The sequence below is a fragment of the Salinicola rhizosphaerae genome, assembly GCF_014652715.1.
Taxonomy (GTDB): domain Bacteria; phylum Pseudomonadota; class Gammaproteobacteria; order Pseudomonadales; family Halomonadaceae; genus Salinicola; species Salinicola rhizosphaerae.
The window spans coordinates 128,275-152,982 of sequence record NZ_BMZI01000007.1; the positions used below are offsets into that span (position 1 = coordinate 128,275).

The following is a 24,708-nucleotide window of genomic DNA, read 5'->3' on the forward strand; positions in this document are numbered from 1 at the left end:
CCGAGGCCGGTCGCACCGCCCAGCGTGACGGCGAGCCCGATCAGCATCATCAGGCCGTCGCCGGCCGTCAGACCCAGCGCCATGACAACGATTGCCAGCGCCGGCAATGCCGCAGCGAACGGCAACAACTCCAGCGGCATCATGCCGAGCCCCAGAAACACCATCAGCAGCGCCAGTAGACGCTGCGTCAGCGACCCCATCAGCCACTGCAGGCGCGGCTTGAGCAGCCGGTCGATGCGCTGCGTCCAGGGCTTCACCCGCTGAGTGATTCTATGCCAGCGATCGTGACTGACGCCCCGCTCGCTGATCTGGCGAGGAAGCCAGGGGCTGCGGCGTCCGAGCACGAGCTGGATCGCCATCAGCGCAATGAAGATGCCGCAGAGGCTGGGAATACCGGGGACACCACCTGTCGGCAGCAGAACGATCAACCCGGGCAACAGAACGACCGGGCCGAACCCGCGCGAGTTGAAGGTATCGACGATATCACCCAGGGTGATTTCGTCATCCTCGACCTGCTGATCGAGGGTCTCGAGTATGTCGGTGAGCTTGAAATGCTCGGCCATTCGTCACCTCCCTGTGACGTTCTAGAAATGATCGATACCGGGCCGTCGTTCCTTACAGCCCGCGGCGCGCATGCTTCAGCGAAATCTGATCGTTGAGCGTCCAGAAATCGTAGAGCACGCCGATGAGAAAAAGCCCGCCAGTGAAGAGATAGATCACGCCGGTGATCCACTTCCCCATGTAGAGACGGTGAATACCGAAGACGCCGAGAAACGTCAGCAGTATCCACGCTAGCGTGTAGCTGGTCGGCCCGGCGCGAAAGCGGAAATCCGCCTGTCGATCCATCGCCGGTATCAGAAACACGTCGATCAGCCAGCCGATGCCGAACAGACCGAGGGTCAAAAACCAGATCGTGCCGGTGACAGGCTTGCCGTAATAGAAGCGGTGCGCCCCCGTGAACCCGAACAGCCAGAGCAGGTAGCCGATGATCTTGCTGTGCGTGTCATTGAATCCGATATCTCTTTGCGCCACGCGCTTCACTCCTGATCGCGAACCGGTTGAATTCATGCGGTTGAATCCATGCATCGTCCCCGGAAATCAAGATATCGATCTCCGGCGGGAGGCATAGCTTACCCGAGGCGCCGCCCGACGTGCATACTGCTGGGGGGGGCGAAGACGTGAACAATCACTGGCCAGGCACGGATTTGACCGTGATAACGCCCTGACGGACCACGCCCCCGAAGAGGACCTATGACAGTGGTGTCTCAATCGTCTTTAAAAGGGTTAATAAAACCATACCCGATGCCGCGATTGGCGCTAAAAAAGCCTCTTCCATGTTGTAGACGTGTCCGAAAATTCCATCTATGGTGCTTAGGCGGGGCATGTCTTAAACCCGTCCAAAGTCAAGTGGTGGGCCGCTTGACGAGATTTGGCGGGCACATGCATCATCCGCTGCGTAGGTTTGCAGGTAGAATGTCGTCAGTTGTCAGTCGATCTCGTCGAACTCCTCTTGCGCATTCCCCCCCTGGTCTGACCACGCAATTCGGGCTCCCCTGGGGGGAGGCTCGGCAACATCACCATGCAAGTTAAGGATATCGACAATGGCAACTGGCACTGTCAAATGGTTCAACGACACCAAAGGCTACGGATTTATCTCCCCGGACGACGGCGGTGATGATCTGTTCGCACACTTCTCCGAAATTCAGGCAGAAGGCTTCAAGACCCTGCAGGATGGCCAGAAGGTCACCTTCGACGTCACGCAGGGCAAAAAAGGCCTTCAGGCCGCTAACATCAAGGTCAGCGGCTAAGTCAGCGCGAACGCTTGAGCAAAGCCCACCGATCAGGTGGGCTTTTTTGTGTGCCTCGACTGCCGGCGCCAGGATGCGAGCCGAGCCATGTCATGAATCCCCCGGCAGCGAACGCTTCAGGGCTCCCCGATATCCTCGTTCCAGATCTCCGGGTGCTCGGTGATGAACTGCGTCATCATCTGCCGGCAGGTCGGGTCATCCACCACATCGACCTCGACGCCGCGACTGCGCAGCAGCGCCTCTTCCCCCATGAAGGTGTGATTTTCCCCGACCACGACCCGCGGAATGCCGTAGAGCAGGATGGCGCCGCTGCACATGGCGCACGGTGAGAGCGTGGTATACAGCACCGATTCCCGATAGACCTCGGCGGGCAGACGGCCGGCATTCTCCAGTGCATCCATTTCGCCGTGCAGGATGGCGCTACCCCGCTGCTGGCGCTGGTTGTGCCCACGGCCGATGATCTCTCCACGATGGACCAGTACCGAACCGATCGGCACGCCACCGCTCTCCAGTCCGCGCCGCGCCTCATCGATGGCGGTTTGCAGGTAAGGCTCCGGCATGTTGCGACTCCTCGATCAGGGCTGATGGTTGAAAGCGGCTCGTCCCCGGCAACGCCGTGTGACAGAGAAAGCCGGCGCCGTGTGGCAGAGAACCGGCTGAGTCACTGGTCTCGGCCGAGCAGCGGTGAGCGTTCGGGCACGACGAGCGATATCGCCTCTTGCTCCAACCCGGCCCGGAACCGGTGATACCGACGCGGTTCGCCGTCCAGATTGAGCGGGAAGGCGCCGTCACTGTCGAACTCGACCCACGGCACGCGAAGATAGCGAACGAAGTGTCCATCGTGCGGGAGATTTTCCAGCTCGTCGATGATGCGCTTGAGCTCGCCCAGCGAATTGAAATGACGGACGAATAACAGCTCCAGCAGACCATCGTCGAGTTTGGCCGACGGCGCGAGCTGCTGGCCACCTCCGGCCTGACTGCCGTTACCGATGGCAAGCATGAATAGCGGCACCCGGTCTTCGCCATCCGGCCAGCGGAGATGTCCCTCAAACGGCTGGTAGTTCCACGCCTTCAGCATGCCCATCAGCGAGTAGGCACCACCGCCGAGAAGACGTTTCAGCCCGACCGGCGTGGAGGTCGTTATCTCGGCGCCGAAGCCCCCGGAAGCGACATTGATGAATGGTTCGTCGTCGAGCATGCCGACATCGACATCGCGCACCTCTCCACTCACGGCGAGCGCCAGCGCTGGCTGGGGCGCCAGCGGCAGGTTCAAGCCGTTGGCGAAGTCATTGGCACTGCCCAGCGGGAGAATACCGAGCGCGGGTCTGGCGCTACGCTCGTGCGCCATGAGGCCGGCCACGATCTCGTTGATCGAGCCATCGCCGCCACCGGCGACGACACGGGAGATGCCCGCCCGTACGGCGTCGTCGACCAGGCGTTGCCCATCGCCACCTTCCCAGGTCACCCGGACATCGAGCCGATGCCCCGACGCTCGCACGCGCTCGACGGCTTCACGAACGTCCGGCTGTTGAGCGGACTTGCCATTGAGTATCAACCAGGTGCCATCCCTGCCATGCTCGGCCATACAGATACTTCCTTCTAGACTCCGTTCGGCGGACGAAACCGCCATATCGGCGCGGCCCTTCCCGGGTCGCGAATCACCGTGTCGCCCGACACCACGAGCTACAGTCTAGCCCAGCCGGCGTCGCTGCAGGAGCCTGCGATGCCGGGCCGCTCATGAAAGTGGTGTCGGCGAGGGATCGGCGCTGCTGAGACAACATGGGGGCGTCAGGATTCCACCGAGGTTGCCCGGCCGTCGGATATCACCGGGCGCTTGCCGAGCTGCCAGAGCAATAGACCAGCGCCCGTGCACAACAGCGTCAGTGCCAGCCGCGGGGGCACTGGCGTCAGCAGAAGCAGCGTTGCCAGAGACGCACCGCCGCCCAGTTGCAGCGCACCAAGCAGCGCGGCCGCGGTTCCTGCCCGCTCGGGAAACGGTTCCAGCGCCAGGCTCGCGGCGGCGCCGAGAACCATCGAAAAGCCGATCGAGAGCCACGCCACTGGCGCCATGAAGGTCACCACCGATAGCGGTAGCGAGACGAATAGAATGGCGATGAGCAATCCGCCCGCCGCCACGACGATCAAACCTCGCTGCACCGTGACCATACGGCCCCAGCGCGCCATCAATTTCGGCACGACGAAAAAGGCGATGGTACTCACCAGGGCATTGGCGCCGAACCACAGGCTGAAGACCCATTCCGGCTGACCGAGTCGATCCATGAGCACCACGGGCGCCGCTGACACATAGACCAGAATGGCCGCCATCATCAGGCTGACCACCGCCGCAAAGTAGAGAAAGCGACGATCGAAGAGCACCGGGCGATAACGCGACCAGCGATACAGATGTCGCTCGACGGGAACGTCCACGGGCCGCGTCTCGGCGAAGCGCCAGCAGGCGCCGATCCAGAGTAGCGCGGCAAAACCGGCCATGAAGGCAAAGTTGCTTCGCCATCCCAACGCGACGGTCAAAGCTCCGCCGAGCAGCGGTGCAATGGAGGGAATCAGCGTCAGCGAACCGTTCAGATAGCTGTATAGCCGCGCGCCTTCGGTCGGCGTGTAGCCATCGCGCACGGCGGCGAACGCCACCGTGACGGTGGCGCAGGCGCCAAGCCCCTGCAGCACGCGCGAAGCATAGAGCATCTCCAGTGAGACCGACGTCATGCCCAGCAGCGCCGCCGCGCCATAAAGCCCGGCCCCACCGAGCAGAACCGGGCGTCGGCCGAACCGGTCCGCCAGTGGACCGACCAGAACCTGCCCCGCCCCCACGCTCATCAGGAACAGCGTGATGGTCATCTGCAGCGCGGCGGGAGAGCGCTCGAAATCGCGCGCCATGGCGGTCAACGCGGGCAGAAAGATATCGATCGCCAACGGCGACAGCATGATCGCACCCATCAACACCCAGAACGGCGGCCTGGCTTTCCCTACCGGCATCGCGACCTCGTCTTCCCAACGAAAGCGACCACTGTAGCGGGTGGCTCCCGAATGACAAACATTCGCGATCAGTCACCAGTCGGCGATAGCTGAAATTCCAGTAGATCCCGGTTGGCGAGCAGATCGCGCGCCAGCAGCGCCAGGTACTTGCGATGATGCGTGCGCAACATCATTCGATATTCGAATTGCCTGCCATCGTCTCGCGTGCGGTAGCTGAAGCTCTCCACGTGAAAGCGATGCTCCCGCATCATGGCAACGATGGTGCCTTCGTCGAGGACCTTCTGGCTATCGCAGCGCAGTATGCAGCGGGCGAAGGTTCTCGTCGGCACTCGCGCCTCGACGATACGAAACAGAGAGAGCGTCAACAATGTCAGGACCGTGGCCAGCACGGCAGGGACCAGAAATCCGATACCGTAGAGAATGCCCAGTGCCGATGTCATCCAGATCGACGCGGCCGTGGTCAGCCCACGGACCGTGAGACCTTCCTTGAAAATCACCCCCGCACCGAGGAAACCGATCCCGGTCATGATGCCCTGGGCCATGCGCGTCGGATCGGTACGCACGGTGGACTCCGGCACATCACTACCGAGCCACTGCCACTGATAGACCGTCACGATCATCAGCAAGGCGGAGGAGACGCAGACCAGTGCGTGGGTGCGAAACCCCGCCGGTCGGCCATGAAAGGTTCGCTCCAGGCCGATCAGACTGCCGGCGAGCCAGGCCATTCCCAGATGCGTCAAAATCGTCAGCGATACTGTAGACATCCGACTGTCTCCCGAGCGTTTTTCCATCTATCGTTCTGAGCATAGCGCCGACGACCGCCGCCGGTCGCGCGCGCCATACCGATGTCATGACAAGGATGACCCGATTGAGCAAACACGACGACCTCACGCCCCCCAGCCGCGTCAAGGGCGATGGCGAAGAGCACGACCTGCATCTGAACGGCGACGAGCTGCCCTCGCGCGCCGCCGCCGTTCACGAGACCATTCGCGAGGAGGGCGAGAAGGAGCTCGGCCGCACCGTTTCCGCCCTGCTCTGGTCGGCGATCGCCGCGGGACTCTCGATGAGCTTCTCGATGCTCGCCAAAGGCATTCTGCGCGCACATCTGCCCATGACCGACGGCGGCTTCCTCATCGAGTCGATCGGCTACACCGTCGGCTTTCTGGTCGTCATCATGGCGCGCCAGCAGCTCTTCACCGAGAACACCGTGACCGCAGTGCTGCCGGTGATGAGCCAGCCGCGGCTCGACCGCTTCCTGTGCCTGCTGCGTCTCTGGGGGGTGGTGCTGATCGGCAACCTGATCGGCGTGTTCGTTTCGGCCTGGGCCATCTATGCCCTGCCGATCTTCTCGATGGACACTCACGAAGCCTTTCTGGCACTCGGCGAGCATATTCTCGAGAACACCCCGATGCAGATGTTCGCCAAGGGCATCGTCGCCGGCTGGATGATTGCCACCATGGTGTGGCTGCTGCCGAGTGCCGGCAGTGCCAAGATTTGGGTGATTCTAATCGTCACCTACCTTGTCGCGATCGGCGGCTTCACCCACATCATCGTCGGTTCGACCGAAGTGATGTATCTGGTGTTCGCCGGCCACGCCGACTGGACCGAGTATCTGTTCCACTTCGGACTGCCGACGCTCGCCGGCAACGTCTTCGGTGGCACCTTCATCTTCGCGCTGATCAGCCACGCGCAGATCCGCAGCGATAGCGATCGCTGATTTCGGTACTGGAGCGGTAAAGATGCTGGCCTGGTAACACACCGGCCTAACGAAGAAGGGCGCCCCGTGGGGCGCCCTTCCGGCCGATCATTCCAGCAATTACCCTGTCACTGGGCAGTTTCCATCTCGCGCATCGCGCTGGTCGCGCTGGATTCGGCAAGATTGATGCCGGAGATCACCGCCTTCAGCGAGGCACTGACGGTATCGCTGTCTTCGGCGACTGCGCAGATGCGCTGTCCTCCCACGTTCAGCTGAACGAAAGCGATCGCGTTGGCATCGCTGTCGCCGCCGAGCGAGTGCTCGCTGTAATCGATGATGCCGACGCTCACGCCAGAGTGCTTCTGCCAGGCGGCGGTAAACGACGACATCGCGCCGTTGCCCTTGCCCGAAAGCCGCAGCGTCTCGGCGCCCTGCCACAAGGTCACCTCGATTCCCTCATCCTGGCCCTTGGAGAGCCGGTAGTCGGCAAGCGACAGCGGCGCCTGGCGCTGAAAGCGGTCGAACATCACCTCCCGAATCACTTCGCTCGAGAGTTCGCTGGCCCGCTTCTCGCTCTCCTGCTGCACATGCGGTGCCAGCGCGAGCATCATCCAACGCGGCAGACTGATGCCGTAATCGCGCTCGAGCAGAAACGCCATCCCCCCCTTGCCGGACTGACTGTTGACGCGAATCACCGCCTGGTAGTCGCGGCCGATATCGCGCGGGTCGATCGGCAGATAGGCCACCTGCCAAGGCTCGTCAGGCTGCTGCTTTTTGAGCGACTTGCGGATCGCATCCTGGTGACTGCCGGAGAACGCGGTATAGACCATCTCGCCGACCCAGGGATGCCGCGGATGCATCTGGATGCCCGTGCACTCGTGCACGACCTGAATGATCTCGTCAGGGCGCGACAGATCCAGCTCGGGATCGATGCCCTGGCTGTAGAGGTTCATCGCCAGCGTGACGATATCCATGTTGCCGGTGCGCTCGCCGTTGCCCAGCAGCGTACCCTCCACCCGCTCGGCGCCGGCGAGCAGCGCAAGCTCGGCGGAAGCCACCGCGCCACCGCGATCGTTGTGGGTATGGACGGAGATGATCACGCTATCGCGGTTCTTGATGTGCTGGCAGAAGTACTCGATCTGGTCGGCGTGATGGTGCGGTCCGGCGACCTCGACCGTCGTCGGCAGGTTGAGGATGCACTTGTTGTCCGGCGTCGGCTGCCAGACATCCATCACCGCTTCACAGATCGTGAGCGAGAAGTCGATCTCGGTGCTGGAAAAACTCTCCGGAGAGTACTGGAAACGCCAGTCGACGTCAGGATAGCGCTCGGCGTGGGTCTTGACCCAGGTCGCACCCTGCACCGCGATATCGACGATGCCGGCCCGATCCATCTCGAACACGCGCTCGCGCTGCGTCGTCGACGTGGAATTGTAGAGATGAATGATCGCGCGCTTGACGCCGACCAGCGAGTCGAACGTCTTCTCGATCAGATGCTCGCGGCACTGCACCAGCACGGCGATGGTCACATCGTCGGGAATCTGGTTCTCCTCGATCAGCCAGCGCACGAAGTCGTAGTCCGGCTGGCTCGCCGAGGGGAAACCGACCATCACTTCCTTGATGCCGACCTTGATGATCTGGTGCCAGAAACGCTTTTTCTGCTCCACGCTCATCGGCTCGAGCAGCGCCTGATTGCCGTCCCGTAGATCTTCACTGACCCAGATCGGCGCGTGATCGAGATCACGATCCGGCCACTGACGGTCGAAGGCGGGGACGCGGGGCGCCGGGCGATACTTCTTGTGATCGAAGGCACGATGGTCGAAAGCAGACATGTCGAGATTCCTGAGCTTGAAGAATTCAGTGGTCGTCGGTCGCTTCTGGCGGACCGGTCGAGAGGGGCACCCAAGGGTGGCGGGCACCGTATCGTCGGCTGCTTTTGACAGCATGAACAGTGTAAGCCTTTCGAGGCGACAGATTCTTGCGAAAATACGAGAATCCTCGCCGGCAATGGCATATTCTGCCTTACAAACATCCAATCAAGACAGGGTCTGCCAACTCCATGCCATCATCGCCCACGCCTCTCACACTGGATCGCTATGATCGCCGTATCCTCGAGCTGCTTCAGGAAGACGGAAGGCTCAGCAATCAGACACTTGCCGATCGCATCGGTCTCTCCCCCTCCCCTTGTCTGCGTCGCGTGCGGGCGCTGGAGGAGCACGGCCTGATCACCCGCTATCGCGCGGAGGTCGATTCACGCCGGCTCGGCTATCAGCTCATGGCCCTGCTGCATATCTCGATGGACCTTCACACGCCTGAGCGCTTCGACAATTTCGAGCGTTACATCCGCGATATTCCCAACATCGTCGAGTGCCTGATCATCACTGGCCAGGCCGCCGATTTTCAGCTCAAGATTCTGGTCCAGGACATGGATCACTATCAGCACCTGCTGCTGCACGTCATCAACCGCATCGAGGGCGTGACCGGCGCACATACCAGCTTCGTGCTACGACGCGTGTTCGAGAACCGGCCGGTCCCCACGGATCTGGTCTCGTCGGCCTGATCGCTTGGCTGCGATGCCGCGCAAGCGCGGCGGATACCAGCGCCCTTAGACATAAGCGCAATTGTGCGCCCGGCGACGCGTGATCGACACTGAGCTGGCGTCGACTTTGCACGCAAAGTTCATCTTGAACCGTCAAGTTGCCGAGGCTCTCATGAAAAACAAGCGCTCCCTGCTGCTGGTTTCCGCCCTGCTTTCGCTGTCGCCTGCGGTGCTGGCCGACTATCCGGAAAAGCCGATCACGCTGATCGTGCCTTGGGCCGCCGGCGGCGGTACCGACGCGACCGCGCGTATCATTGCCTCTTCGCTCGAACAGCAGCTCGGCCAGACCATCAATGTGGTCAATCGCACCGGCGGCAGCGGCGTCGTCGGCCACACCGCCATCGCCAACGCCCGGCCCGACGGCTACACCTTGGGGCTGGCGACGGTCGAAGTCGCGATGATGCACTGGCAGGGGCTGACCGGCCTGACCTATCAGGATTTCACACCGATCGCCCAGATCAATTTCGACTCCGCCAGCCTGTCGGTGACCCAGGACTCCGAATTCGACGACATCGAGGATTTCATCACCCAGGTGAAGGAGCACCCGCAGGGAACCTATACCGCCTCCGGTACCGGGCTGGGCGGTATCTGGCATGTAGCACTGAACGGTTTCCTGATGGAGCAGGACATCCCCGCCGGCAAGATTACCTGGGTGCCCAGCCAAGGAACCGCGCCGGCGATGACGGAGCTTGCCTCCGACAGCATAGACCTGGTCGCTTCGTCGCTGCCGGAGGCTCGCGCGATGATCGATGCGGGCGAAATTCGCAGTCTGGGTGTCATGACGCCTGACCGGCTCGAGGGATTCCCGAAGATCCCGACGATGCACGAGCAGATCGACAGCGACTTCACCATGGGCGCCTGGCGCGGCATCGTCGGCCCCAAAGGCATGGAAGAAGATGTCGTCGCCAAGCTCGAGACGGCACTCAAGCAAGCCTACGACAGCGACGCCTATCAGCAGTTCATGGCCAAACAGGGGTATGGTGTGGTCTGGCGCGATGCCGAAGGCTTCCAGCAGCTGATGGCCGAGGACGACGAGAAATTCGGACGCGTCATGGGCGAAATGGGCTTGACCCCAGAGTGAACCTTTTCTTGCCCCTCGCATCACCGAAAACGCTTTCAAGCTGACTCTCTTATCCGCGTCATACCAGGAGTGCGCCGATGCTGCTGCCGACCAATCGCTTCCAATCTCTCCTGACCGGTGAACCGCGCTACGGTTGCTGGGCAGGGTTCGGGACCGGATATGCCACCGAAATTCTCGCAACGACCGGATTTGACTGGCTATTGATCGATGGCGAACACGCGCCCAATACCGTGCCATCGATTCTGGCTCAGCTGCAGGCAGTGGCCCCCTACGCCAGCGCGCCGGTCGTGCGTGCGGTCAATCACGACCCGGCACTGATCAAGCAACTGCTCGATATCGGCGCACAGACGCTGATGATCCCGATGGTGGAGAGCGCCGAGCAGGCGGCCAACCTGGTCGCCGCCACCCGGTACCCGCCGCACGGCTTTCGCGGTGTCGGCGGCGGGCTGACCCGCGCGACCCGCTGGGACGGCGTGGAAAATTATCTGGCGACCGCCCACGAGGAGCTGTGCCTGATCGTGCAGGTCGAATCGCAAGGCGGCGTGGACAATGCCGAAGCCATCGCCGGCACGCCAGGCATCGACGCGGTCTTCGTCGGCCCTGTCGACCTCTCGACCGGAGTCGGTCACGTCGGCAACCCCAATCACCCGGAGGTACAGGCAATGATTCGCCACACCTTCGAAGCCACCAAGGCAGCCGGCAAGGCCGCGGGAATTCTGGCGCCTGCCGAGGCAGACGCCAGGCGCTATGCCGAATGGGGGTTCGACTTCATCGCCGTCGGTATCGATATCTCTCTGCTCCGTCAGGCCGCACTCGAAACGCTCTCCCGCTACAGGCCGGAAACACCCAAGGCAAGCTCGACTCTGGGTTACTGAGCGTCCGGCACATTGCGCGCGACGAACGACGTCTCGTACCACCAGCGAGGACTAACAGCAAAAGCCCCGGTCACATCCTGTGACCGGGGCCGATCTAAGCCAGCTTTGCTCCGCAGTGCCGACAGATTCCGGGGTCATCATGAACTCCCCCCGTTATCGCATCACTAGCGGCAGCTTCAGCGTTTTCATGCGCCTTTCGAGTTATCGGTACCGGCGTGATCGATACGATCTCGCCTTCCTCCCAACGGAGACCGATGTCTTTCATCATATGATCACTGAGATGAGACAGTGCTCGGTAGTCTTCGTGTAACTGGTGACGGGTCTGCCGTTTTCTTTTCAACGAACTGATGATACGACGATAAATCATGATTCCGATCTCCGTTACGCGGAGGCCGGACACGAATCGCAGCAGAAAAAGAGAAGAGGCTGACTAACTTTCTCGACCGCGACGAGTGCCGCGGCCGGTGATGTTTTTTCAGTCCGAAATCCGCGACGTAACACGCACTCGCATACCATGACGGCGCACGGTATTCGATAGTGATAGGCAGGTCGGGCGATGAAAAAGCATCAGGAATTTCCGCAAATCAATGAGCCCTGGTTTCGGGCATGGATGAGTTGAAAATCGAGTTATCGATCCTCAACTCATTCTGATTAAACGCAACCGTCGATCAAGCGTCAACCACGAGATCACAAAATAATGGTCCATGCGGTATTCATCAGTAAATCCGTGAACAGAAAACGCGAGTAATCTGCGCAGCGTGACTTTCCGAAGCGATGTGACTTTCCGGAGAGATCGGATGAGAGAGTGTTTTCATCCGATCAAGGACATAATCTCGCAAGCCATCAAAAAATGCTGCCGCGCCAGTGACGCGACAGCACAACATGACCATTGGCGCTTGTCGCTGGCGCCTGAGCCACGACATTCAAGCGTAAGTGTTGATCTGCGTGCCGAGACTACCCGTGGTGGCAAGCGTCGTGCTCGGCGCCACGGAGGACATCAACTGCTCGATATGGGCAGCCTGTCCGTCGAGGGATTGCTTGAGCAGACTACTCTGCGCTTGCTGTTCCTGCTTGACCTGTTGCAGCGCCAGCGCTGAGCCGACGGCAGCATTCACGGCGGTATCCATTCTCACTCCTCTCTACGGATTGAAATCTTTGGCCTATCGTCCTTCAGTATGACTATCGGCGCCGCGCGACGATGCTTTAACACGACGATGTTTTGATATGACGATGCCTTAACACGCCCCTCGAACCGCCGGGTGTCCTACGCTGTCAGCAGTAGTGATCAGCCCATCGATCAACGGAAATTCGACTATGCCAGGTAACCGTCCAGCTCGCGCCCCGATTCCTCCCCCGCTCCCACGTCACCCCTCGCGGTGCGCCACCCTCGGGATGCTGCTTGCCGCGCCGCTCGTGCTCGGCGCCTGTCAGGCGCATGGGCCCGATCAGATGGGCTCCCCAAGACCCGCCGACCGGGGCGCGCCAACCACGACGACCTTTAGCGCCCCCGACCATGAGATCGCCGTCACCTATGACGCGACATTCGAGCGCCTCGACGCCCCCGAGGATGGCTACTTCGACAATGGCAGCTGGGCGTCAGAGGCTGGTGACGACGGTGAGCGCCTGCTGACGCTGTCACTGCCCGACTCCGACGAGATCACCACCGGCCTCTGGCGACTCGGTACCAGCCGAAACGCGAGGGCGCTCGAGACCTGCACCGATGAACCGTCCGACATGTCGTCTGCAGCGCCGGAGACAGTGCGCATCGGGGGCCATGATTTCGTCTCCTTCACCGTCGGCGACGCCGGCATGAGTCACTTCCAGTCGATTCACGCCTATCGCGCCGTGGTCGACGATACCTGTTACGCCATCGACCTCATCGTCCAGGGGACCCGAGGCGATGTCTACGATCCGCCGAGGCCAGCCCCATTCAGCCAGGATGCGGCCATGGCGCGTCTGCGCACGATCAACACCGGCGTCTCGTTCCCGTCAGGCCACTGAGACTCGCGGGAGACCCCGAACAATGGGTCGAGGCAGCCCGCAGGCCCGGCTGGTAAACTCCCTCCGCTTGCAGATCAGGAATACGATTTATCATGAAAACCATCGGAGCCCACGTCAGCGCGGCCGGCGGGGTCGACCAGGCCGTGGCCCGCGCCGTCGAGATCGGCGCCAACGCCTTCGCGCTATTCACCAAGAACCAGCGCCAGTGGAAAGCGAAACCGTTGGCGGAGGAGACGATCGCCGCGTTCAAGCAGGCGTGTCGAGATCACGGCTTCTCACCGGCCCAGATCCTGCCCCACGACAGTTACCTGATCAATCTGGGTCACCCCGAACCGGAAGCGCTCGCGAAGTCGCGTGCTGCCTTTCTCGACGAGTGCCAACGCTGCGAGCAGCTGGGCCTCACGCTGCTCAATTTTCACCCTGGCAGCCACCTGGGGCGAATCAGCGAGAGCGAGTGCCTCAAACGCATCGCCGACTCGATCAACGAGACACACGCCGCGACCGAATTCGTCGTTGCCGTGATCGAGAACACCGCTGGTCAGGGATCGAATCTCGGCTTCCGTTTCGAGCAGCTCGCCGAGATCATCGACCAGGTCGAGGACAAGTCCCGCGTCGGCGCCTGCATCGACACCTGCCACGCCTTCGCCGCCGGCTACGACCTGCGCAGCGCCGAGGACGCGATCGCCATGCTCGATACGTTTGCGTCGGTCGTCGGTATCGAGTTTCTGCGAGGCATGCACTTGAACGATGCCAAGAGTGCGTTCGCCAGCCGCGTCGACCGCCACCACAGCCTGGGCAAGGGCAATATCGGTCTGGACGGCTTCGCGGCGCTGATGCGCGACTCGCGTACCGACGACATTCCGCTGATCCTGGAAACCGTCGAGCCGGCAATCTGGCCTGACGAAATTCAATGGCTGCGCGATCAGTCACTCACCTGATATCGGACCTTTTATCATCATGGATGGATTCTTCAACTGGCTGGGCGAGGCGCTGGGCAATGTGCTGCGCACCATTGTCGATCTGCTCAACGGGCTGTTCGGCAATGTCTGGGGCGCCATGGATGGCTTCGTCGACGGCCTGACCGGCGCATTGGGCATCAACAACTCGATCTTCAGCATCGGCGTGCTGATCGTCGGCGTGCTGCTGCTGATCAACGGCGTACGTGCGCTCCTTCGCGGCGGTATCGTCGGCGGTATCCTCTGGCTGCTCCTCGGCCTGCTGATCCTGAGCTGGCTGATCCGCTGATATCGCGAGGCCGCCTGCTCCATGGCTGCGCGCTCGATACGCCGGGCTTCAACGGCGCCCAGGGTCTAGTGGCGCGAATCGTTCTTGCTGCCGAACTTGTCAATCGTGTTGCCGTCTACCACCTTGAGACCACACCGAGGCGTTGATTAGCGACCTATCGACAACCGGGGTCGCCGCTTCTCGAGGAAACCTGATAGCCGGGAAATCGGACAAGGAGTCAGCAGCATGAGTCAGGCACTCAAATCGCAGCAGAACGGCGTCGATGTCTACAACCAGTTCATCGGCGGGCAGTGGATCGAGGGTAAGAGCGAGCTGCTCGACGTGATCAACCCCGCCACGGGCGAGGTGATTGCGAAAGTCACCATGGCTGACGAAAAGATGGCCGACGACGCGCTGAAGGCGGCGCAACAGGCGTTTCCCGCCTGGTCGCGCAAGACCGCCGTCGAACGCGCCGATCATCTCTATCGGCTGATCGAATTGATCCAGCAGCACCGTGACAGGCTGGCTCGACTGATCACGACCGAACAGGGCAAGCCGCTAGCCGAGGCGGATGCCGACGTCGGCATGTGCTGCGATCTGATTCGCTTCGCCGCCGAGAATACCCGCCGTCTGGAGGGTGACATCATCCCCGCCGACGACCCGGACGAGCAGATCTGGATTCAGAAAGTGCCGCATGGCGTCGTCGTCGGCATCACCGCATGGAACTTCCCCGCCGCCCTGGTCGGGCGCAAGGTCGGCCCCGCGCTCGCCGCCGGTAATACCATCGTGCTCAAGCCCTCGGAGGAGACGCCACTCACCGCACTCGAGATTGTCGAGCTGGCGCGCCAGGCCGGCATTCCGGATGGCGTCATCAACCTGGTCAATGGACGCGGCCGCGACGTCGGCAATCATCTCGTCACCAGCCCGATCACTCAGCTCGTCAGCATGACCGGCAGCGTGCGCGGCGGTCGCGAGATCAACAAGGCCGCCGCAGAGCACCTGAAGATCGTTCGCCTCGAGCTAGGCGGCAAGGCGCCATTCATCGTGCTCGACGACGCCGACCTCGACCCCGCCGTCGATGCCGCCATCGCCTCGCGCTACAGCAACTGTGGCCAGGTCTGCACCTGCAATGAACGCATGTACGTGCAGTCGGGTATCTTCGAGCGGTTTCTCGAGCGCTTCAAGACGCGCGTCGAGGCGCTCAAGGTCGGCAACCCGCTGACCGACAAGGATGTCGACATGGGTCCCAAGATCAACGCCGCCGAACTCGACAAAATTCATGACATGGTGACGCGAGCCCAGAGCCAGGGCGCGACTCTGTTGACTGGCGGCCAGCGCCTGACCGGCGGCGACTACGACAAGGGCAACTACTACGCGCCGACGATCCTGACCGACGTCAACAACGACATGGACATCATGAAGCAGGAGATCTTCGGCCCGGTAGCTCCGATCATGAAGGTCGATAGCTTCGAACAGGCGATGGAATATGCCAACGCCTCCGAATACGGCCTGTCGGCCTACGTTTTCACCCAGAACGTGAAGCATCTGATGGCGCTCACCCGGGAGCTGGATTTCGGCGAGATCTACGTCAACCGCGGGGCCGGCGAATCCGTCCAGGGCTTCCACAAGGGCTACCGCAACAGCGGCCTGGGCGGGGAAGACGGCAAATACGGCCTCGAGGCTTACGTGAAGAGCAAGACGATGTACGTCCACTACGCCTGAGGTTTATGCCTAAATCACGCCTAAGTGGCGCCGTGTACACCGAGAGACACGCTTGCCGACGCCCGGCGGCCATCTCGGGCAGTATTGACATCAGGAGTCAACGTGAGCCAGTTCATCTTCGCATCTCCACGCAAGTACGTTCAGGGTGCCGGCGTGCTCGACCGGCTCGGCGAGCAGGTCGCTGAGCTTGCCACCAACGCCTTCGTGATGGCGGACGATATCGTCTGGGGCCTGGTCGGCGAGCGCACTCGCGCGTCACTCGACGAAGCCAGCGTCAGCTATCACTACGAGCGCTTCAACGGCGAGGCGTCGAACAACGAGATTCGGCGCCTGGCCGACATAGCGCGTGGACAGAAAACTGCGCTAGTGATCGGCGTCGGCGGTGGCAAGACGCTCGATACGGCCAAGGCAGTCGCCGACGAGCTCGACCAGCCGGTCGTGATCGTACCGACGATCGCTTCGACCGACGCGCCCTGCTCCGCCCTTTCCGTGATCTACACCGACGAAGGCGTATTCGACAGCTACCGTTTCTACAAGCGCAATCCGGATCTGGTGGTCGTGGATACCCACGTCTGCGCGCAGGCCCCGGTGCGACTGTTCGCCTCCGGTATCGCCGATGGCCTTGCCACCTTTGTCGAGGCGCAGGCGGTCAAGCGCTCGCACGCAAAATCGATGGTGGGCGGCGACCCGACCATTGCCGGCATGGCGATCGCCGAGGCGTGCGAAGAGACGCTGCTGACCTGGGGTTACAGCGCCTGTGAAGCCGTCAAGCGCCAGGTGGTGGCGCCTGCGGTGGAGGCAGTTGTCGAGGCCAGCACGCTGCTCTCCGGACTCGGTTTCGAGAACGGCGGGCTGGCGGGTGCGCACGCCATCCATAATGGCTTCACCGCGGTCGAGGGCGATATCCATCACATGACCCACGGCGAGAAAGTGGCGTACGGCACCTTGACCCAGATGGTGCTCGAGCAGCGTCCGGATCAGGAGATCGAGCAGTATATCCGTTTCTACCGCTCGATCGGCATGCCGACGACGCTCAAGGCCATTCACCTTGACGGTGTCGACCGCGAAGGGCTGCTCAAGATCGGCGAACTCGCCAACAGCGATGGCGATACGCTGAAGAACCTCAATCCGAACCTCACCGCGGCGCAAATTGCCGATGCGATCATCGCGGTCGATGCGTTGAGCCAGACGATCGACTGAATCAACCTTCCACACACAGTTGAACCGTAACGCAGAACGGCCGCTCGATGAGCGGCCGTTCTGCGTCAGGACATCAGCCCGCGAAGCCGTGTCAGGCGTCGGCGAGCGCGCGCTCGACCATCTCGTACACATTGGGCGAAAGCTTCTCGGCCCGAATGCGTTCGAGTTCGGCTTTCATCAGCGCCTGGCGAGTCTCGTCGAAGCGTTGCCAGCGAGTCAGCGGCGTGATGATTCGTGCGGCGATCTCCGGGTTGAGGCGATTGAGTTCGATCACCACATCCGCAAGCAACTTGTAACCCTCGCCATCGAGCCGATGGAAATTGACCCGGTTCTGGGCGAAGGCGCCAATCAGCGCGCGTACCTTGTTCGGGTTCTTGAGCGAGAACAGCGGATGGTTCATCAGGAAACGTACGCGCTCGAGCACGTCGGCTTGCGGGCGGGTGACCTGAATCGTGAACCACTGATCCATCACCAGCGGATCGTGCGCCCACTTCTCGCCGAACGCCTTCAAGGCGGGCTCGGCCAGATCGGATCGGTCGCTGTGAGCCAGTAGCGTCAGCGCCGCCCGCACGTCGGTCATGTTGGCGCCTTGATCGAGCTGCTGCTGCGTCAGCGTCACGGCCTCTTCGTCCTCCACGCTCATCAGATACGCCAGCGCCACGTTCTTGAGCCGGCGCTCGGCGATCTGCTCCGGCGTCGGCGCGTACGCCTCGTCCGACCGGTTGTCATGGTAGACGGCGAGAAATTCGTCACGCAGCTGCCAGGCCAGCGACTGACGGACGAACTCGCGGGCGGCATGGATGGCGTCGACGTCGACGACCGGCTGCTGCTCGGCGATGTAGGCCTCCGACGGTAGTGTCAGCATCTCCGCCAGCACGGCCTTGTCGTCACTCGCCTCGGTCAAAAGCGCCCGGTAAGCGTCGACCAGGCGCACGTCCATCACCTTCTCGACGCCGTTGCGGTGCGCCGCGATGAGATCGTCGAGCGCCAGCAGGGTCAGGCGCTGCCCGGCGTCCCAGCGATTGAAGCCGTCCGAATCATGCGTGAGCAAGAAGGCGAGATCCTCACGCGAGTAGGGATAGCGCAGCTTGACCGGCGCCGAGAAGCCGCGCAGCAGTGACGGCACCGGCGCCTCTTCGACGTCGGTAAAGACGAAGGTCTGCTCGGCCTCACGCAGGTGAATGACGCCATCCTTGCCGAGCGTCTGCGTTTCGCCGGATTCATCGGTCAGCTTGAGCGTGAGGTCATGACCGGATTTGGTACCGACCAGCCCCATGCGAACTGGAATGTGCAGCGGCAGCTTGTCGAACTGGCCCGGCGTCGCCGGGGTGCGTTGCGAAAGGCGCAGATGATAGTGGCCCGTGGCGTAATCGTATTCGCCGTGCGCGTCGATCTCCGGCGTGCCCGCCTGCGCGTACCAGCGCATGAACTGGTTCAGATCGAGTCCGGAAACTTCTGCCATGCAGGCGACGAAGTCTTCGATACGCACCGCCTGACCATCGAAGCGCTCGAAGTAGAGATCGCTACCGCGGCGGAAGTCGTCCCAGCCCAGCAGATGGCGCAGCATGCGCACCACTTCTGCCCCTTTTTCGTAGATCGTCAACGTGTAGAAGTTGGAGATCTCGATGTAGTGATCGGGGCGCACCGGGTGCGCGGTCGGTCCGGCGTCCTCGGCGAACTGTGCCGTGCGGAAAAACGAGACGTCTTCGATGCGCTTGACCGGTGCCGAATTGACATCAGCGGAGAAGGTCTGGTCGCGGAAAACGGTAAAGCCCTCTTTCAAGGAGAGCTGAAACCAGTCGCGGCAGGTAACGCGATTGCCCGACCAGTTATGGAAGTACTCGTGGGCGACGATGCCCTCGACACGCTGGAAAGTCGCATCGGTGGCGGTCTGCGGATGCGTCAGCACGGCCGCCGAATTGAAGATGTTGAGCCCCTTGTTCTCCATCGCGCCCATATTGAAGTCGTTGACGGCAACGATCATGAAGCGGTCGAGATCGTACTCGCGCCCGTAAGTCTCCTCGTCCCACTTCATCGAGCGTTTGAGCGAGGCCATCGCATGCTCGGTCTTGTCGAGATTTTCCGGCTCGACCCAGATCTGCAGTAGCACCTCGCGGCCGCTCATCGTCGTGAAGTGGTCCTCGACCTTCTCCAGGCTACCGGCAACCAGCGCGAACAGATAGGCGGGCTTGGGATGTGGGTCTTCCCAGGTGACGAAATGACGCCCATTGGGCAGCTCACCCTTCTCGACCGGATTGCCGTTGGAGAGCAGCACCGGTAGCGTCTTGGCGTCGCCGATCACGGTTGTCGAGAAGGTCGCCATGACGTCCGGGCGATCCGGATAGAACGTGATCCGGCGGAAGCCCTCCGGCTCGCACTGGGTGCAGAACATGCCGTTTGAACGGTAGAGCCCTTCGAGCGCGGTATTGGCATCCGGGTCGATTTCCACCTCGGTGTCGAGCTGGAAGCGGGCCGGTACCCGTGTGATCGTCAGCCCCTTCTCGTCTTCCTGAAACTCATGCGGTTCGAGCGGTTGGCCATCGATTGCCACGCTGACGAGCGTCAATGCCTCGCCGAAAAGTTCCAGCGGCAGGTCCGCCTCGTCGCGTTCGGGATGACGCTCCACGTGCAAGCGCGCCTTGACTCGCGTCGCCGACGGGTCGAGATCGAACGTGAGTTCGGTGTGCGTCACTCGATAGGCCGGCGGCAGGTAATCCTTGAGATAGGTCGCTTGCATCTCTGACATGAAACGCTCCTTGTTGTGGGTGAAATCGCCGACCATTCTACCCGCCCGAGCGGATCGATATCGAATCCCGAGCGCGAACCCGGTGTGGTGGAATCAGCGACGGTCGGGGGACTTCTCCGGCCACAGTTCCCGTATCGGACACTGCAGACTCGGTAGCGGGCGCGTCACGATCCAGATCGACAGCGCCACGAGGCCGAGGATCAATCCGACCTTCAGCCACAGCAGAGATACCGCGAAGCCGATGACCACGCAGGAAACGCTGAGCATGCTCACCGCCATGATCTTGGCATGCCTGGGAATCGCGCGTTCACGCTCCCAGGCCTGAATGGAGGGGCCGAAGCGGGGGTGGGTGCGGATCCAGTTGGCGAAACGCGGCGAGCCCTTGGAAGCCAGCCAGACGGCTGCCAGCATGAAGCAGGTGGTCGGCATCACCGGCAGGAAAAGACCGATCACGCCCAGCGCAAAGCTGATGGCGGCCAAGGTGACGTAGATGGCATTGCGCATGCCGTGATCCCCACTACGATTGGGCGAGACATTCCGTCGTGGTGGATGCCGGAGCCACCGCTGAACGTCTTGACGGGTGAAAATGACGATCGACTGCCACAGTGTAAACCAGCTCCAGCTCTCTCCTCCAACGTGTGAGGGATTGAACGTACGAGGGCTTGCTCGCCTTTTCGGAAGCTCATCGAAGAGCAACGACGACACCACCGTTCACGATCGGGAAATCATTCTTTCGCCACTCTGCCGCTAGTGGCTGCCGGCGATCGGCGTAGGCTAACGGGAGCTGCTGACCCTCAGGACCCCCGATCATGACCCAGCGTCAAGTGCTCTATCTCTCTCACGGATCGCCAGATCTCACCCTGGCCGATCACCCCGCCCGCACCTTCCTGCTTGAGCTGGGCCGCGAATTGCCGAAGCCGCGTGGCGCATTGGTGATCTCGGCGCACTTCGAGGCCCCTGGTCTCGTCGTGGGTGCTGCCGAGAGGCCCGATACATGGCACGATTTCCACGGCTTTCCCGCTGCACTTTACCGCCTGCGATACCCGGCGCCGGGCCTTCCGACGACCTCCGAGCGGCTGGTCGGCGAGCTCGCCACCGCGGGTATCGATGCTCGCCTGGATCCCGAGCGACCGCTGGATCACGGCATCTGGTCGCCGCTGTCGCTGATGTGGCCCGAGGCCAATGTGCCGTTGATCCCCGTCAGCGTGCCGATGCAACTCGACGCGCACGGCCAGCTCGCCATCGCCGCCGCACTCGGTCGCTGGGTCGAAGCGAACGATTTCATGCTGACCGGCTCGGGCGCCGCCACTCACAACCTCGGCGATCGCCATTTCGGCCATGATGCCCCCGATGCCTGGGCGCAAAAGTTCCACGACTGGGTCATCGATGTCGCCGCCCGCGGCGATCTGGAGGCGATGGCGAATTGGCAGAACGAAGCGCCGAATGCGCGCCATGCCCACCCGACACCGGAGCACTTCCTGCCGCTGCTGATGTGCCTGGGCGCCATGGAAGGGAAGTCGCTAGCCGTGCTTCACGAAAGCTTCATGTTCGGTAATCTGAGCATGCTGGCGCTAGGGAGTGAGGGGATCGGCCCCGAAACTAGCTAATGCAGTCGTCCATGACCCGCTGATACTGGCTCGGCGCGGCGCCAATATGTCGCCGAAAGAAGCGGGTGAAATGCCCCTGCTCGGGGAAACCAAGCGCTAGCGACAACTCGCCGAGCGAGCCATGGCGATTGTCCGAAAGCCAGCGGAAAGCAGAACGCATGCGGCCCATGTTGGCCAACATCTGTGGCGTCATGCCGGTCGTCCGCTTGAACAATGAGAAGAAATGCGCGCGCGACAGCCCGCATTGGCGAGCGATCAGATCAATATCTACCGTACCAGGCGGCGCGGCAAGGATGGTCTCCGTGGCCCGGCGAATACGAGCATCATGAAAATCGCCGGCGCTTCCCACACGCAGCCGAGCGAGATGATGCCAGTCGGAGTGCCGCTCCATGATCGATATCAGCAGATCGAACAGCAGCGACTCCATCGTTTCACGGGATTTGGGGCCGAAACTCAGCATCTCCTCGATCAAAACATCGGCTTGACGCCGTATCACCGAGCTCAATTCCACACAGGGATGCAGAAAAAAGTCCGGACGCGCGCTGGTGGAAAGATCAGTCTGCAGTGCCGCCAACCAACGTGGCTCTATATAGAGCGCCAGAATCACACTTTCGGAAACGCCAGCCTGATGATCATAGAAATGCGGCTCCCAGGCATTGATCACAACGGCGGTGTTGTCGGTTAGCGGGAAACGCCGCCCTCGCACCGAGAAAAATGTGTCCTCTCCCGACGCTTTAATCAGTACGTGACATTCCGAGTGCGCGTGCGGCACCAGTGGTTCGTCCATATCCAGAAGGGCGATCCGTCCGAAACCGCCGTGAAAGATTCGATAAGCGTTCGACATTGGCGCACATCAATCCTGAAGCGTCCCGAAAATGACTCGCGAGAGAAGCGAATGCTGGAAAGATTACCATTGGATACAGACGCCATAGACTTCATGCCACCAAAGGCGAAGAGGCCACCGCGAAGGTTTGACACCCTTTTCGAGATGGAGCACCGAGCCAATCAAGCATCTCTCACTGCGTTCTGACGGTGCGGGAACCAGCGCCTGGCGCCTCTCTCAGTATGGAGGAGATGATGATACCTGCCACCAGCGCCCAGAACGGAGAGCTGATACCCAGCAGGCTCAGCTTGCTCATCGCCACGACCAACGCAACGAACGCTCCAACCTGATAACCGACTTGACGGTCGAACGCCTGTTGCAACGCAGCGATCAGCACCCCGATCATCGCGACGCCTGCGACGCTGGCGATGAGTGCTTTGGGCAGCGCCATGATGATGGGCACTGCGGCTCCCGCAAATAATCCGAAGGCGCAGAACAGCACCCCATTGACGATCGTCGCGCCGAAGCGGCGATCACGTGCTTCACCGGCCTGCTCAGACGCGCAGATGGCCGTCATCGGTCCAGCAATATTGGCGTTGTGGCCCCCGAGCAAGCCGGCCAGCACACCACCGATGCCGCTAACGATAGTCATCGCATTGATCGGTGGCCGGTAGCCCTCCGCCAGCAACACACCGGTTGCCTGAGCATTCTCCGCGCCCAGCACCAGCGCCGCCAGCGGCACCGAGATCGCCATGAAGGCGTCCAGCGAGAAGACCGGCAGCGTGAACTGCGGTGCGACCATGGCGATATCCACATTGGCTGTCTGCACCGCACCACTAGCGTAGGCAACGACGAAGCCGACCACCGCCGCGACCAGCACCGGCGGCACCGACCTGAGAAAGCGCGAGGTCAGGAAAAACGCGATCAGTGCCGTCCCGGCCACCAGTGGCGCAGCCCCCACCGATTCCACCGCGCCGACGCCAAAGCGGATCAAAGCTCCCGCAATCATCGCCATCACGATCGGCATGGGCAGCCAGCGCATGATTCGTGACACCCAGCCACTAAGGCCTAACAGCAGCACGATGATGCCGCTCATGATGAAGGCACCGGTCGCCTCCGCAAACGGGATCGTAACTAGTGCCGTGCTCATGATCGCCGCTCCCGGAATCGAGTAGGCTCCGGTGATCGGCTGACGATAGCGTAGAGCCATTACCAGGCTGATGAGCCCACCGAGGAAATAGACGGCGAAGAGCCAGGCGACAGTCTGTCCGTTGCTGAGATGACCAGCATTTGCCGCGCTGATCACGATCAGCGCCGGTCCAGAGCAGCCGAACAGCGCCGCGACGACGCCGGCGCTAATGGATTTGACGGTGAATGCCGAGAGCAGCCCACCAGTGTCGTTGAGAAGATTGTTCGAAGCCGACGTTTCTTGATCATTGTCGATTGGCATGGCGTAGCTCCACGATGTTGTTATGTCGGTATTGATCGATCATCAGGGGTCATTCGCCATGGAAAACCGCCTTGCGTTTGCCGTGGAAGGCTTCGACGCCCTCCCGGAAGTCAGCAGAGCTTCGCAAGCGGCTGTAGCAGTGGCCTTCCATCTCGATAGCGACGGATAGCGGCGCATCTTCGTTATCGTTGATCAATTTCTTCGCCGTGCGCTGGGCCAGCGGCGAGAAGCCACGGAGCTCGTCGACCAGTGCTTGCGTCGCGTTCTCCAGCTCCACGTCGGCAACGCATTCGGTCGCAATACCCCAATCGAGCGCCGTGGCACCGCTGATCCGTTTAGCCCGCATCACCATGTGCTTGGTACGTGTGATGCCGATAATCTTCTGCAGCCGGGCGGAGCCGCCCGAGCCGGGAATCTGACCAAGATTCTGCTCGGGCAACGCGTAGCGCGTCGTCTCCGAGGCGATGCGGAAATCGCAGGCGAGTGAGAGTTCGAAGCCGACGCCGAAGGTGTAGCCCCGGTTGGCGACGATAACCGGTTTCTCACAACGTGCCGGGGCCGCCACGTTCCATGCCAACTTGGAGACATGCTCGGGTGACGCCTCAAGAAAGCCCTTGATATCGCCGCCGCTGGAGAAGTGCTCGCCTTCGGAGCGCAACACGATCACACGCACATCATCGTGAGCATCAAGCGCCTCGAACACCTGACGAAGTGCATCACGCTGAGTCATCGCGATAATATTGAACGGCGGCCGATCAAGTACGATGTCGGCTCGCTCACGCTCACTGTCGACATGGACATGAAAACCATCGAAGGTGGAAGACAGAAACTCGATAAGCGCAGATTGGGTCATGGAAATCTCCTGGAAATTGATCGATATTGCCGAAC

Annotated in this window: 25 protein-coding genes; 11 read left to right on the forward strand and 14 right to left on the reverse strand. The window is 61.6% G+C overall.

Annotated elements, in window-relative coordinates; translation table 11 throughout:
- Nucleotides 1–563 (reverse strand): exopolysaccharide biosynthesis protein (locus tag IE125_RS15670; protein WP_189445616.1); only part of this gene is annotated, 563 nt, incomplete at its 3' end.
- 52 nt (nucleotides 564–615) lie between these two features.
- Nucleotides 616–1,032 (reverse strand): NINE protein, encoded by a 417-nt coding sequence (locus IE125_RS15675; protein ID WP_229809162.1) that lies wholly within the window; start codon nucleotides 1,030–1,032, stop codon nucleotides 616–618.
- Between the two features lie 569 nt (nucleotides 1,033–1,601).
- On the opposite strand from IE125_RS15675, the gene IE125_RS15680 reads away from it, so the two are divergent.
- A complete protein-coding gene (locus tag IE125_RS15680) occupies nucleotides 1,602–1,808 on the forward strand; it encodes a cold-shock protein (RefSeq protein ID WP_035471072.1) in 207 nt (68 codons plus the stop codon).
- A gap of 116 nt (nucleotides 1,809–1,924) precedes the next feature.
- Here IE125_RS15680 and IE125_RS15685 read toward each other — a convergent pair whose 3' ends face one another.
- The 4 genes from IE125_RS15685 to IE125_RS15700 all read right to left on the reverse strand — a co-directional run bounded on the left by IE125_RS15685 (nucleotide 1,925) and on the right by IE125_RS15700 (nucleotide 5,563).
- Nucleotides 1,925–2,368, reverse strand: a complete 444-nt coding sequence (locus IE125_RS15685; protein ID WP_189445618.1) for a nucleoside deaminase — start codon at nucleotides 2,366–2,368, stop codon at nucleotides 1,925–1,927.
- 101 nt (nucleotides 2,369–2,469) lie between these two features.
- Nucleotides 2,470–3,393 (reverse strand): lipid kinase YegS, encoded by a 924-nt coding sequence (gene yegS, locus IE125_RS15690; RefSeq protein ID WP_189445619.1) that lies wholly within the window; start codon nucleotides 3,391–3,393, stop codon nucleotides 2,470–2,472.
- Between the two features lie 203 nt (nucleotides 3,394–3,596).
- Complete coding sequence (locus IE125_RS15695; protein WP_189445620.1) at nucleotides 3,597–4,799, reverse strand: multidrug effflux MFS transporter; 1,203 nt, start codon at nucleotides 4,797–4,799, stop codon at nucleotides 3,597–3,599.
- Between the two features lie 68 nt (nucleotides 4,800–4,867).
- Complete coding sequence (locus tag IE125_RS15700) at nucleotides 4,868–5,563, reverse strand: MgtC/SapB family protein (protein WP_189445621.1); 696 nt, start codon at nucleotides 5,561–5,563, stop codon at nucleotides 4,868–4,870.
- A 104-nt stretch (nucleotides 5,564–5,667) separates the two neighbouring features.
- On the opposite strand from IE125_RS15700, the gene IE125_RS15705 reads away from it, so the two are divergent.
- Nucleotides 5,668–6,516, forward strand: a complete 849-nt coding sequence (locus IE125_RS15705) for a formate/nitrite transporter family protein (RefSeq protein ID WP_229809163.1) — start codon at nucleotides 5,668–5,670, stop codon at nucleotides 6,514–6,516.
- A 107-nt stretch (nucleotides 6,517–6,623) separates the two neighbouring features.
- On the opposite strand, the gene IE125_RS15710 is transcribed toward IE125_RS15705, so the two are convergent.
- On the reverse strand, nucleotides 6,624–8,324 hold the full coding sequence (locus IE125_RS15710; protein WP_189445623.1) for a 2-isopropylmalate synthase: 1,701 nt from the start codon (nucleotides 8,322–8,324) through the stop codon (nucleotides 6,624–6,626).
- Nucleotides 8,325–8,551: 227 nt separating this feature from the next.
- Between IE125_RS15710 and IE125_RS15715 the strand changes: the two genes are divergently transcribed.
- From IE125_RS15715 to IE125_RS15725, 3 genes are all read left to right on the forward strand, one after another.
- Complete coding sequence (locus tag IE125_RS15715) at nucleotides 8,552–9,052, forward strand: Lrp/AsnC family transcriptional regulator (RefSeq protein ID WP_189445624.1); 501 nt, start codon at nucleotides 8,552–8,554, stop codon at nucleotides 9,050–9,052.
- A gap of 151 nt (nucleotides 9,053–9,203) precedes the next feature.
- Complete coding sequence (locus tag IE125_RS15720) at nucleotides 9,204–10,172, forward strand: tripartite tricarboxylate transporter substrate binding protein (RefSeq protein ID WP_189445625.1); 969 nt, start codon at nucleotides 9,204–9,206, stop codon at nucleotides 10,170–10,172.
- Between the two features lie 77 nt (nucleotides 10,173–10,249).
- Complete coding sequence (locus tag IE125_RS15725; RefSeq protein ID WP_189445626.1) at nucleotides 10,250–11,047, forward strand: HpcH/HpaI aldolase family protein; 798 nt, start codon at nucleotides 10,250–10,252, stop codon at nucleotides 11,045–11,047.
- A gap of 94 nt (nucleotides 11,048–11,141) precedes the next feature.
- On the opposite strand, the gene IE125_RS19450 is transcribed toward IE125_RS15725, so the two are convergent.
- Together IE125_RS19450 and IE125_RS15735 are read right to left on the reverse strand one after the other, a co-directional pair.
- The gene (locus tag IE125_RS19450; RefSeq protein WP_189445627.1) at nucleotides 11,142–11,414 is read right to left on the reverse strand and encodes a DUF1127 domain-containing protein; all 273 of its coding nucleotides are present in this window, start codon (nucleotides 11,412–11,414) and stop codon (nucleotides 11,142–11,144) included.
- Between the two features lie 556 nt (nucleotides 11,415–11,970).
- The gene (locus IE125_RS15735; protein WP_189445628.1) at nucleotides 11,971–12,174 is read right to left on the reverse strand and encodes a putative motility protein; all 204 of its coding nucleotides are present in this window, start codon (nucleotides 12,172–12,174) and stop codon (nucleotides 11,971–11,973) included.
- A 265-nt stretch (nucleotides 12,175–12,439) separates the two neighbouring features.
- Here IE125_RS15735 and IE125_RS15740 point away from each other — a divergent pair, with 265 nt between their 5' ends.
- The 5 genes from IE125_RS15740 to IE125_RS15760 all read left to right on the forward strand — a co-directional run bounded on the left by IE125_RS15740 (nucleotide 12,440) and on the right by IE125_RS15760 (nucleotide 17,194).
- The gene (locus IE125_RS15740) at nucleotides 12,440–13,048 is read left to right on the forward strand and encodes a hypothetical protein (RefSeq protein WP_189445629.1); all 609 of its coding nucleotides are present in this window, start codon (nucleotides 12,440–12,442) and stop codon (nucleotides 13,046–13,048) included.
- A 92-nt stretch (nucleotides 13,049–13,140) separates the two neighbouring features.
- Nucleotides 13,141–13,986, forward strand: coding sequence for a deoxyribonuclease IV (gene nfo / locus IE125_RS15745; RefSeq protein ID WP_189445630.1), 846 nt, complete (start codon nucleotides 13,141–13,143; stop codon nucleotides 13,984–13,986).
- Between the two features lie 19 nt (nucleotides 13,987–14,005).
- Complete coding sequence (locus IE125_RS15750; RefSeq protein ID WP_308430154.1) at nucleotides 14,006–14,293, forward strand: hypothetical protein; 288 nt, start codon at nucleotides 14,006–14,008, stop codon at nucleotides 14,291–14,293.
- Nucleotides 14,294–14,518: 225 nt separating this feature from the next.
- Nucleotides 14,519–15,994, forward strand: a complete 1,476-nt coding sequence (gene aldA / locus IE125_RS15755; RefSeq protein WP_189445631.1) for an aldehyde dehydrogenase — start codon at nucleotides 14,519–14,521, stop codon at nucleotides 15,992–15,994.
- A gap of 102 nt (nucleotides 15,995–16,096) precedes the next feature.
- Nucleotides 16,097–17,194: a glycerol dehydrogenase gene (locus tag IE125_RS15760; protein WP_189445632.1), complete on the forward strand. Its 1,098-nt coding sequence runs from the start codon at nucleotides 16,097–16,099 to the stop codon at nucleotides 17,192–17,194.
- A 91-nt stretch (nucleotides 17,195–17,285) separates the two neighbouring features.
- Here the strand turns inward: IE125_RS15760 and pepN are convergent, their stop codons facing one another.
- A complete protein-coding gene (gene pepN, locus IE125_RS15765) occupies nucleotides 17,286–19,940 on the reverse strand; it encodes an aminopeptidase N (protein ID WP_189445633.1) in 2,655 nt (884 codons plus the stop codon).
- Nucleotides 19,941–20,033: 93 nt separating this feature from the next.
- Nucleotides 20,034–20,444 (reverse strand): YbaN family protein, encoded by a 411-nt coding sequence (locus tag IE125_RS15770; RefSeq protein WP_189445634.1) that lies wholly within the window; start codon nucleotides 20,442–20,444, stop codon nucleotides 20,034–20,036.
- Nucleotides 20,445–20,749: 305 nt separating this feature from the next.
- Here IE125_RS15770 and IE125_RS15775 point away from each other — a divergent pair, with 305 nt between their 5' ends.
- Nucleotides 20,750–21,547 carry a DODA-type extradiol aromatic ring-opening family dioxygenase gene (locus IE125_RS15775; RefSeq protein WP_189445635.1) on the forward strand — a complete coding sequence of 266 codons (798 nt, stop codon included), beginning with the start codon at nucleotides 20,750–20,752 and terminating at the stop codon, nucleotides 21,545–21,547.
- Here IE125_RS15775 and IE125_RS15780 read toward each other — a convergent pair.
- From IE125_RS15780 to IE125_RS15790, 3 genes are all read right to left on the reverse strand, one after another.
- Nucleotides 21,540–22,391 carry a helix-turn-helix transcriptional regulator gene (locus IE125_RS15780; RefSeq protein WP_189445636.1) on the reverse strand — a complete coding sequence of 284 codons (852 nt, stop codon included), beginning with the start codon at nucleotides 22,389–22,391 and terminating at the stop codon, nucleotides 21,540–21,542. The genes IE125_RS15775 and IE125_RS15780 overlap by 8 nt on opposite strands.
- A 172-nt stretch (nucleotides 22,392–22,563) precedes the next feature.
- Nucleotides 22,564–23,820, reverse strand: coding sequence for a benzoate/H(+) symporter BenE family transporter (locus IE125_RS15785; RefSeq protein ID WP_189445637.1), 1,257 nt, complete (start codon nucleotides 23,818–23,820; stop codon nucleotides 22,564–22,566).
- A gap of 49 nt (nucleotides 23,821–23,869) precedes the next feature.
- Nucleotides 23,870–24,673, reverse strand: coding sequence for an enoyl-CoA hydratase/isomerase family protein (locus IE125_RS15790; RefSeq protein WP_189445638.1), 804 nt, complete (start codon nucleotides 24,671–24,673; stop codon nucleotides 23,870–23,872).
- Between the last annotated feature and the right edge of the window lie 35 nt (nucleotides 24,674–24,708).

Coding starts and splice junctions, on each gene's coding strand:
- IE125_RS15710 (WP_189445623.1), bottom strand. CDS start 8,324: ATGTCTGCTTTCGACCATCGTGCCTTCGATCACAAGAAGTATCGCCCG.
- aldA (WP_189445631.1), top strand. CDS start 14,519: ATGAGTCAGGCACTCAAATCGCAGCAGAACGGCGTCGATGTCTACAAC.
- IE125_RS19450 (WP_189445627.1), bottom strand. CDS start 11,414: ATGATTTATCGTCGTATCATCAGTTCGTTGAAAAGAAAACGGCAGACC.
- IE125_RS15790 (WP_189445638.1), bottom strand. CDS start 24,673: ATGACCCAATCTGCGCTTATCGAGTTTCTGTCTTCCACCTTCGATGGT.
- pepN (WP_189445633.1), bottom strand. CDS start 19,940: ATGTCAGAGATGCAAGCGACCTATCTCAAGGATTACCTGCCGCCGGCC.
- IE125_RS15680 (WP_035471072.1), top strand. CDS start 1,602: ATGGCAACTGGCACTGTCAAATGGTTCAACGACACCAAAGGCTACGGA.
- IE125_RS15770 (WP_189445634.1), bottom strand. CDS start 20,444: ATGCGCAATGCCATCTACGTCACCTTGGCCGCCATCAGCTTTGCGCTG.
- IE125_RS15780 (WP_189445636.1), bottom strand. CDS start 22,391: ATGTCGAACGCTTATCGAATCTTTCACGGCGGTTTCGGACGGATCGCC.
- nfo (WP_189445630.1), top strand. CDS start 13,141: ATGAAAACCATCGGAGCCCACGTCAGCGCGGCCGGCGGGGTCGACCAG.
- IE125_RS15740 (WP_189445629.1), top strand. CDS start 12,440: ATGCTGCTTGCCGCGCCGCTCGTGCTCGGCGCCTGTCAGGCGCATGGG.
- IE125_RS15785 (WP_189445637.1), bottom strand. CDS start 23,820: ATGCCAATCGACAATGATCAAGAAACGTCGGCTTCGAACAATCTTCTC.
- IE125_RS15735 (WP_189445628.1), bottom strand. CDS start 12,174: ATGGATACCGCCGTGAATGCTGCCGTCGGCTCAGCGCTGGCGCTGCAA.
- IE125_RS15695 (WP_189445620.1), bottom strand. CDS start 4,799: ATGCCGGTAGGGAAAGCCAGGCCGCCGTTCTGGGTGTTGATGGGTGCG.
- IE125_RS15700 (WP_189445621.1), bottom strand. CDS start 5,563: ATGTCTACAGTATCGCTGACGATTTTGACGCATCTGGGAATGGCCTGG.
- IE125_RS15725 (WP_189445626.1), top strand. CDS start 10,250: ATGCTGCTGCCGACCAATCGCTTCCAATCTCTCCTGACCGGTGAACCG.
- IE125_RS15715 (WP_189445624.1), top strand. CDS start 8,552: ATGCCATCATCGCCCACGCCTCTCACACTGGATCGCTATGATCGCCGT.
- IE125_RS15750 (WP_308430154.1), top strand. CDS start 14,006: ATGGATGGATTCTTCAACTGGCTGGGCGAGGCGCTGGGCAATGTGCTG.
- yegS (WP_189445619.1), bottom strand. CDS start 3,393: ATGGCCGAGCATGGCAGGGATGGCACCTGGTTGATACTCAATGGCAAG.
- IE125_RS15775 (WP_189445635.1), top strand. CDS start 20,750: ATGACCCAGCGTCAAGTGCTCTATCTCTCTCACGGATCGCCAGATCTC.
- IE125_RS15685 (WP_189445618.1), bottom strand. CDS start 2,368: ATGCCGGAGCCTTACCTGCAAACCGCCATCGATGAGGCGCGGCGCGGA.
- IE125_RS15720 (WP_189445625.1), top strand. CDS start 9,204: ATGAAAAACAAGCGCTCCCTGCTGCTGGTTTCCGCCCTGCTTTCGCTG.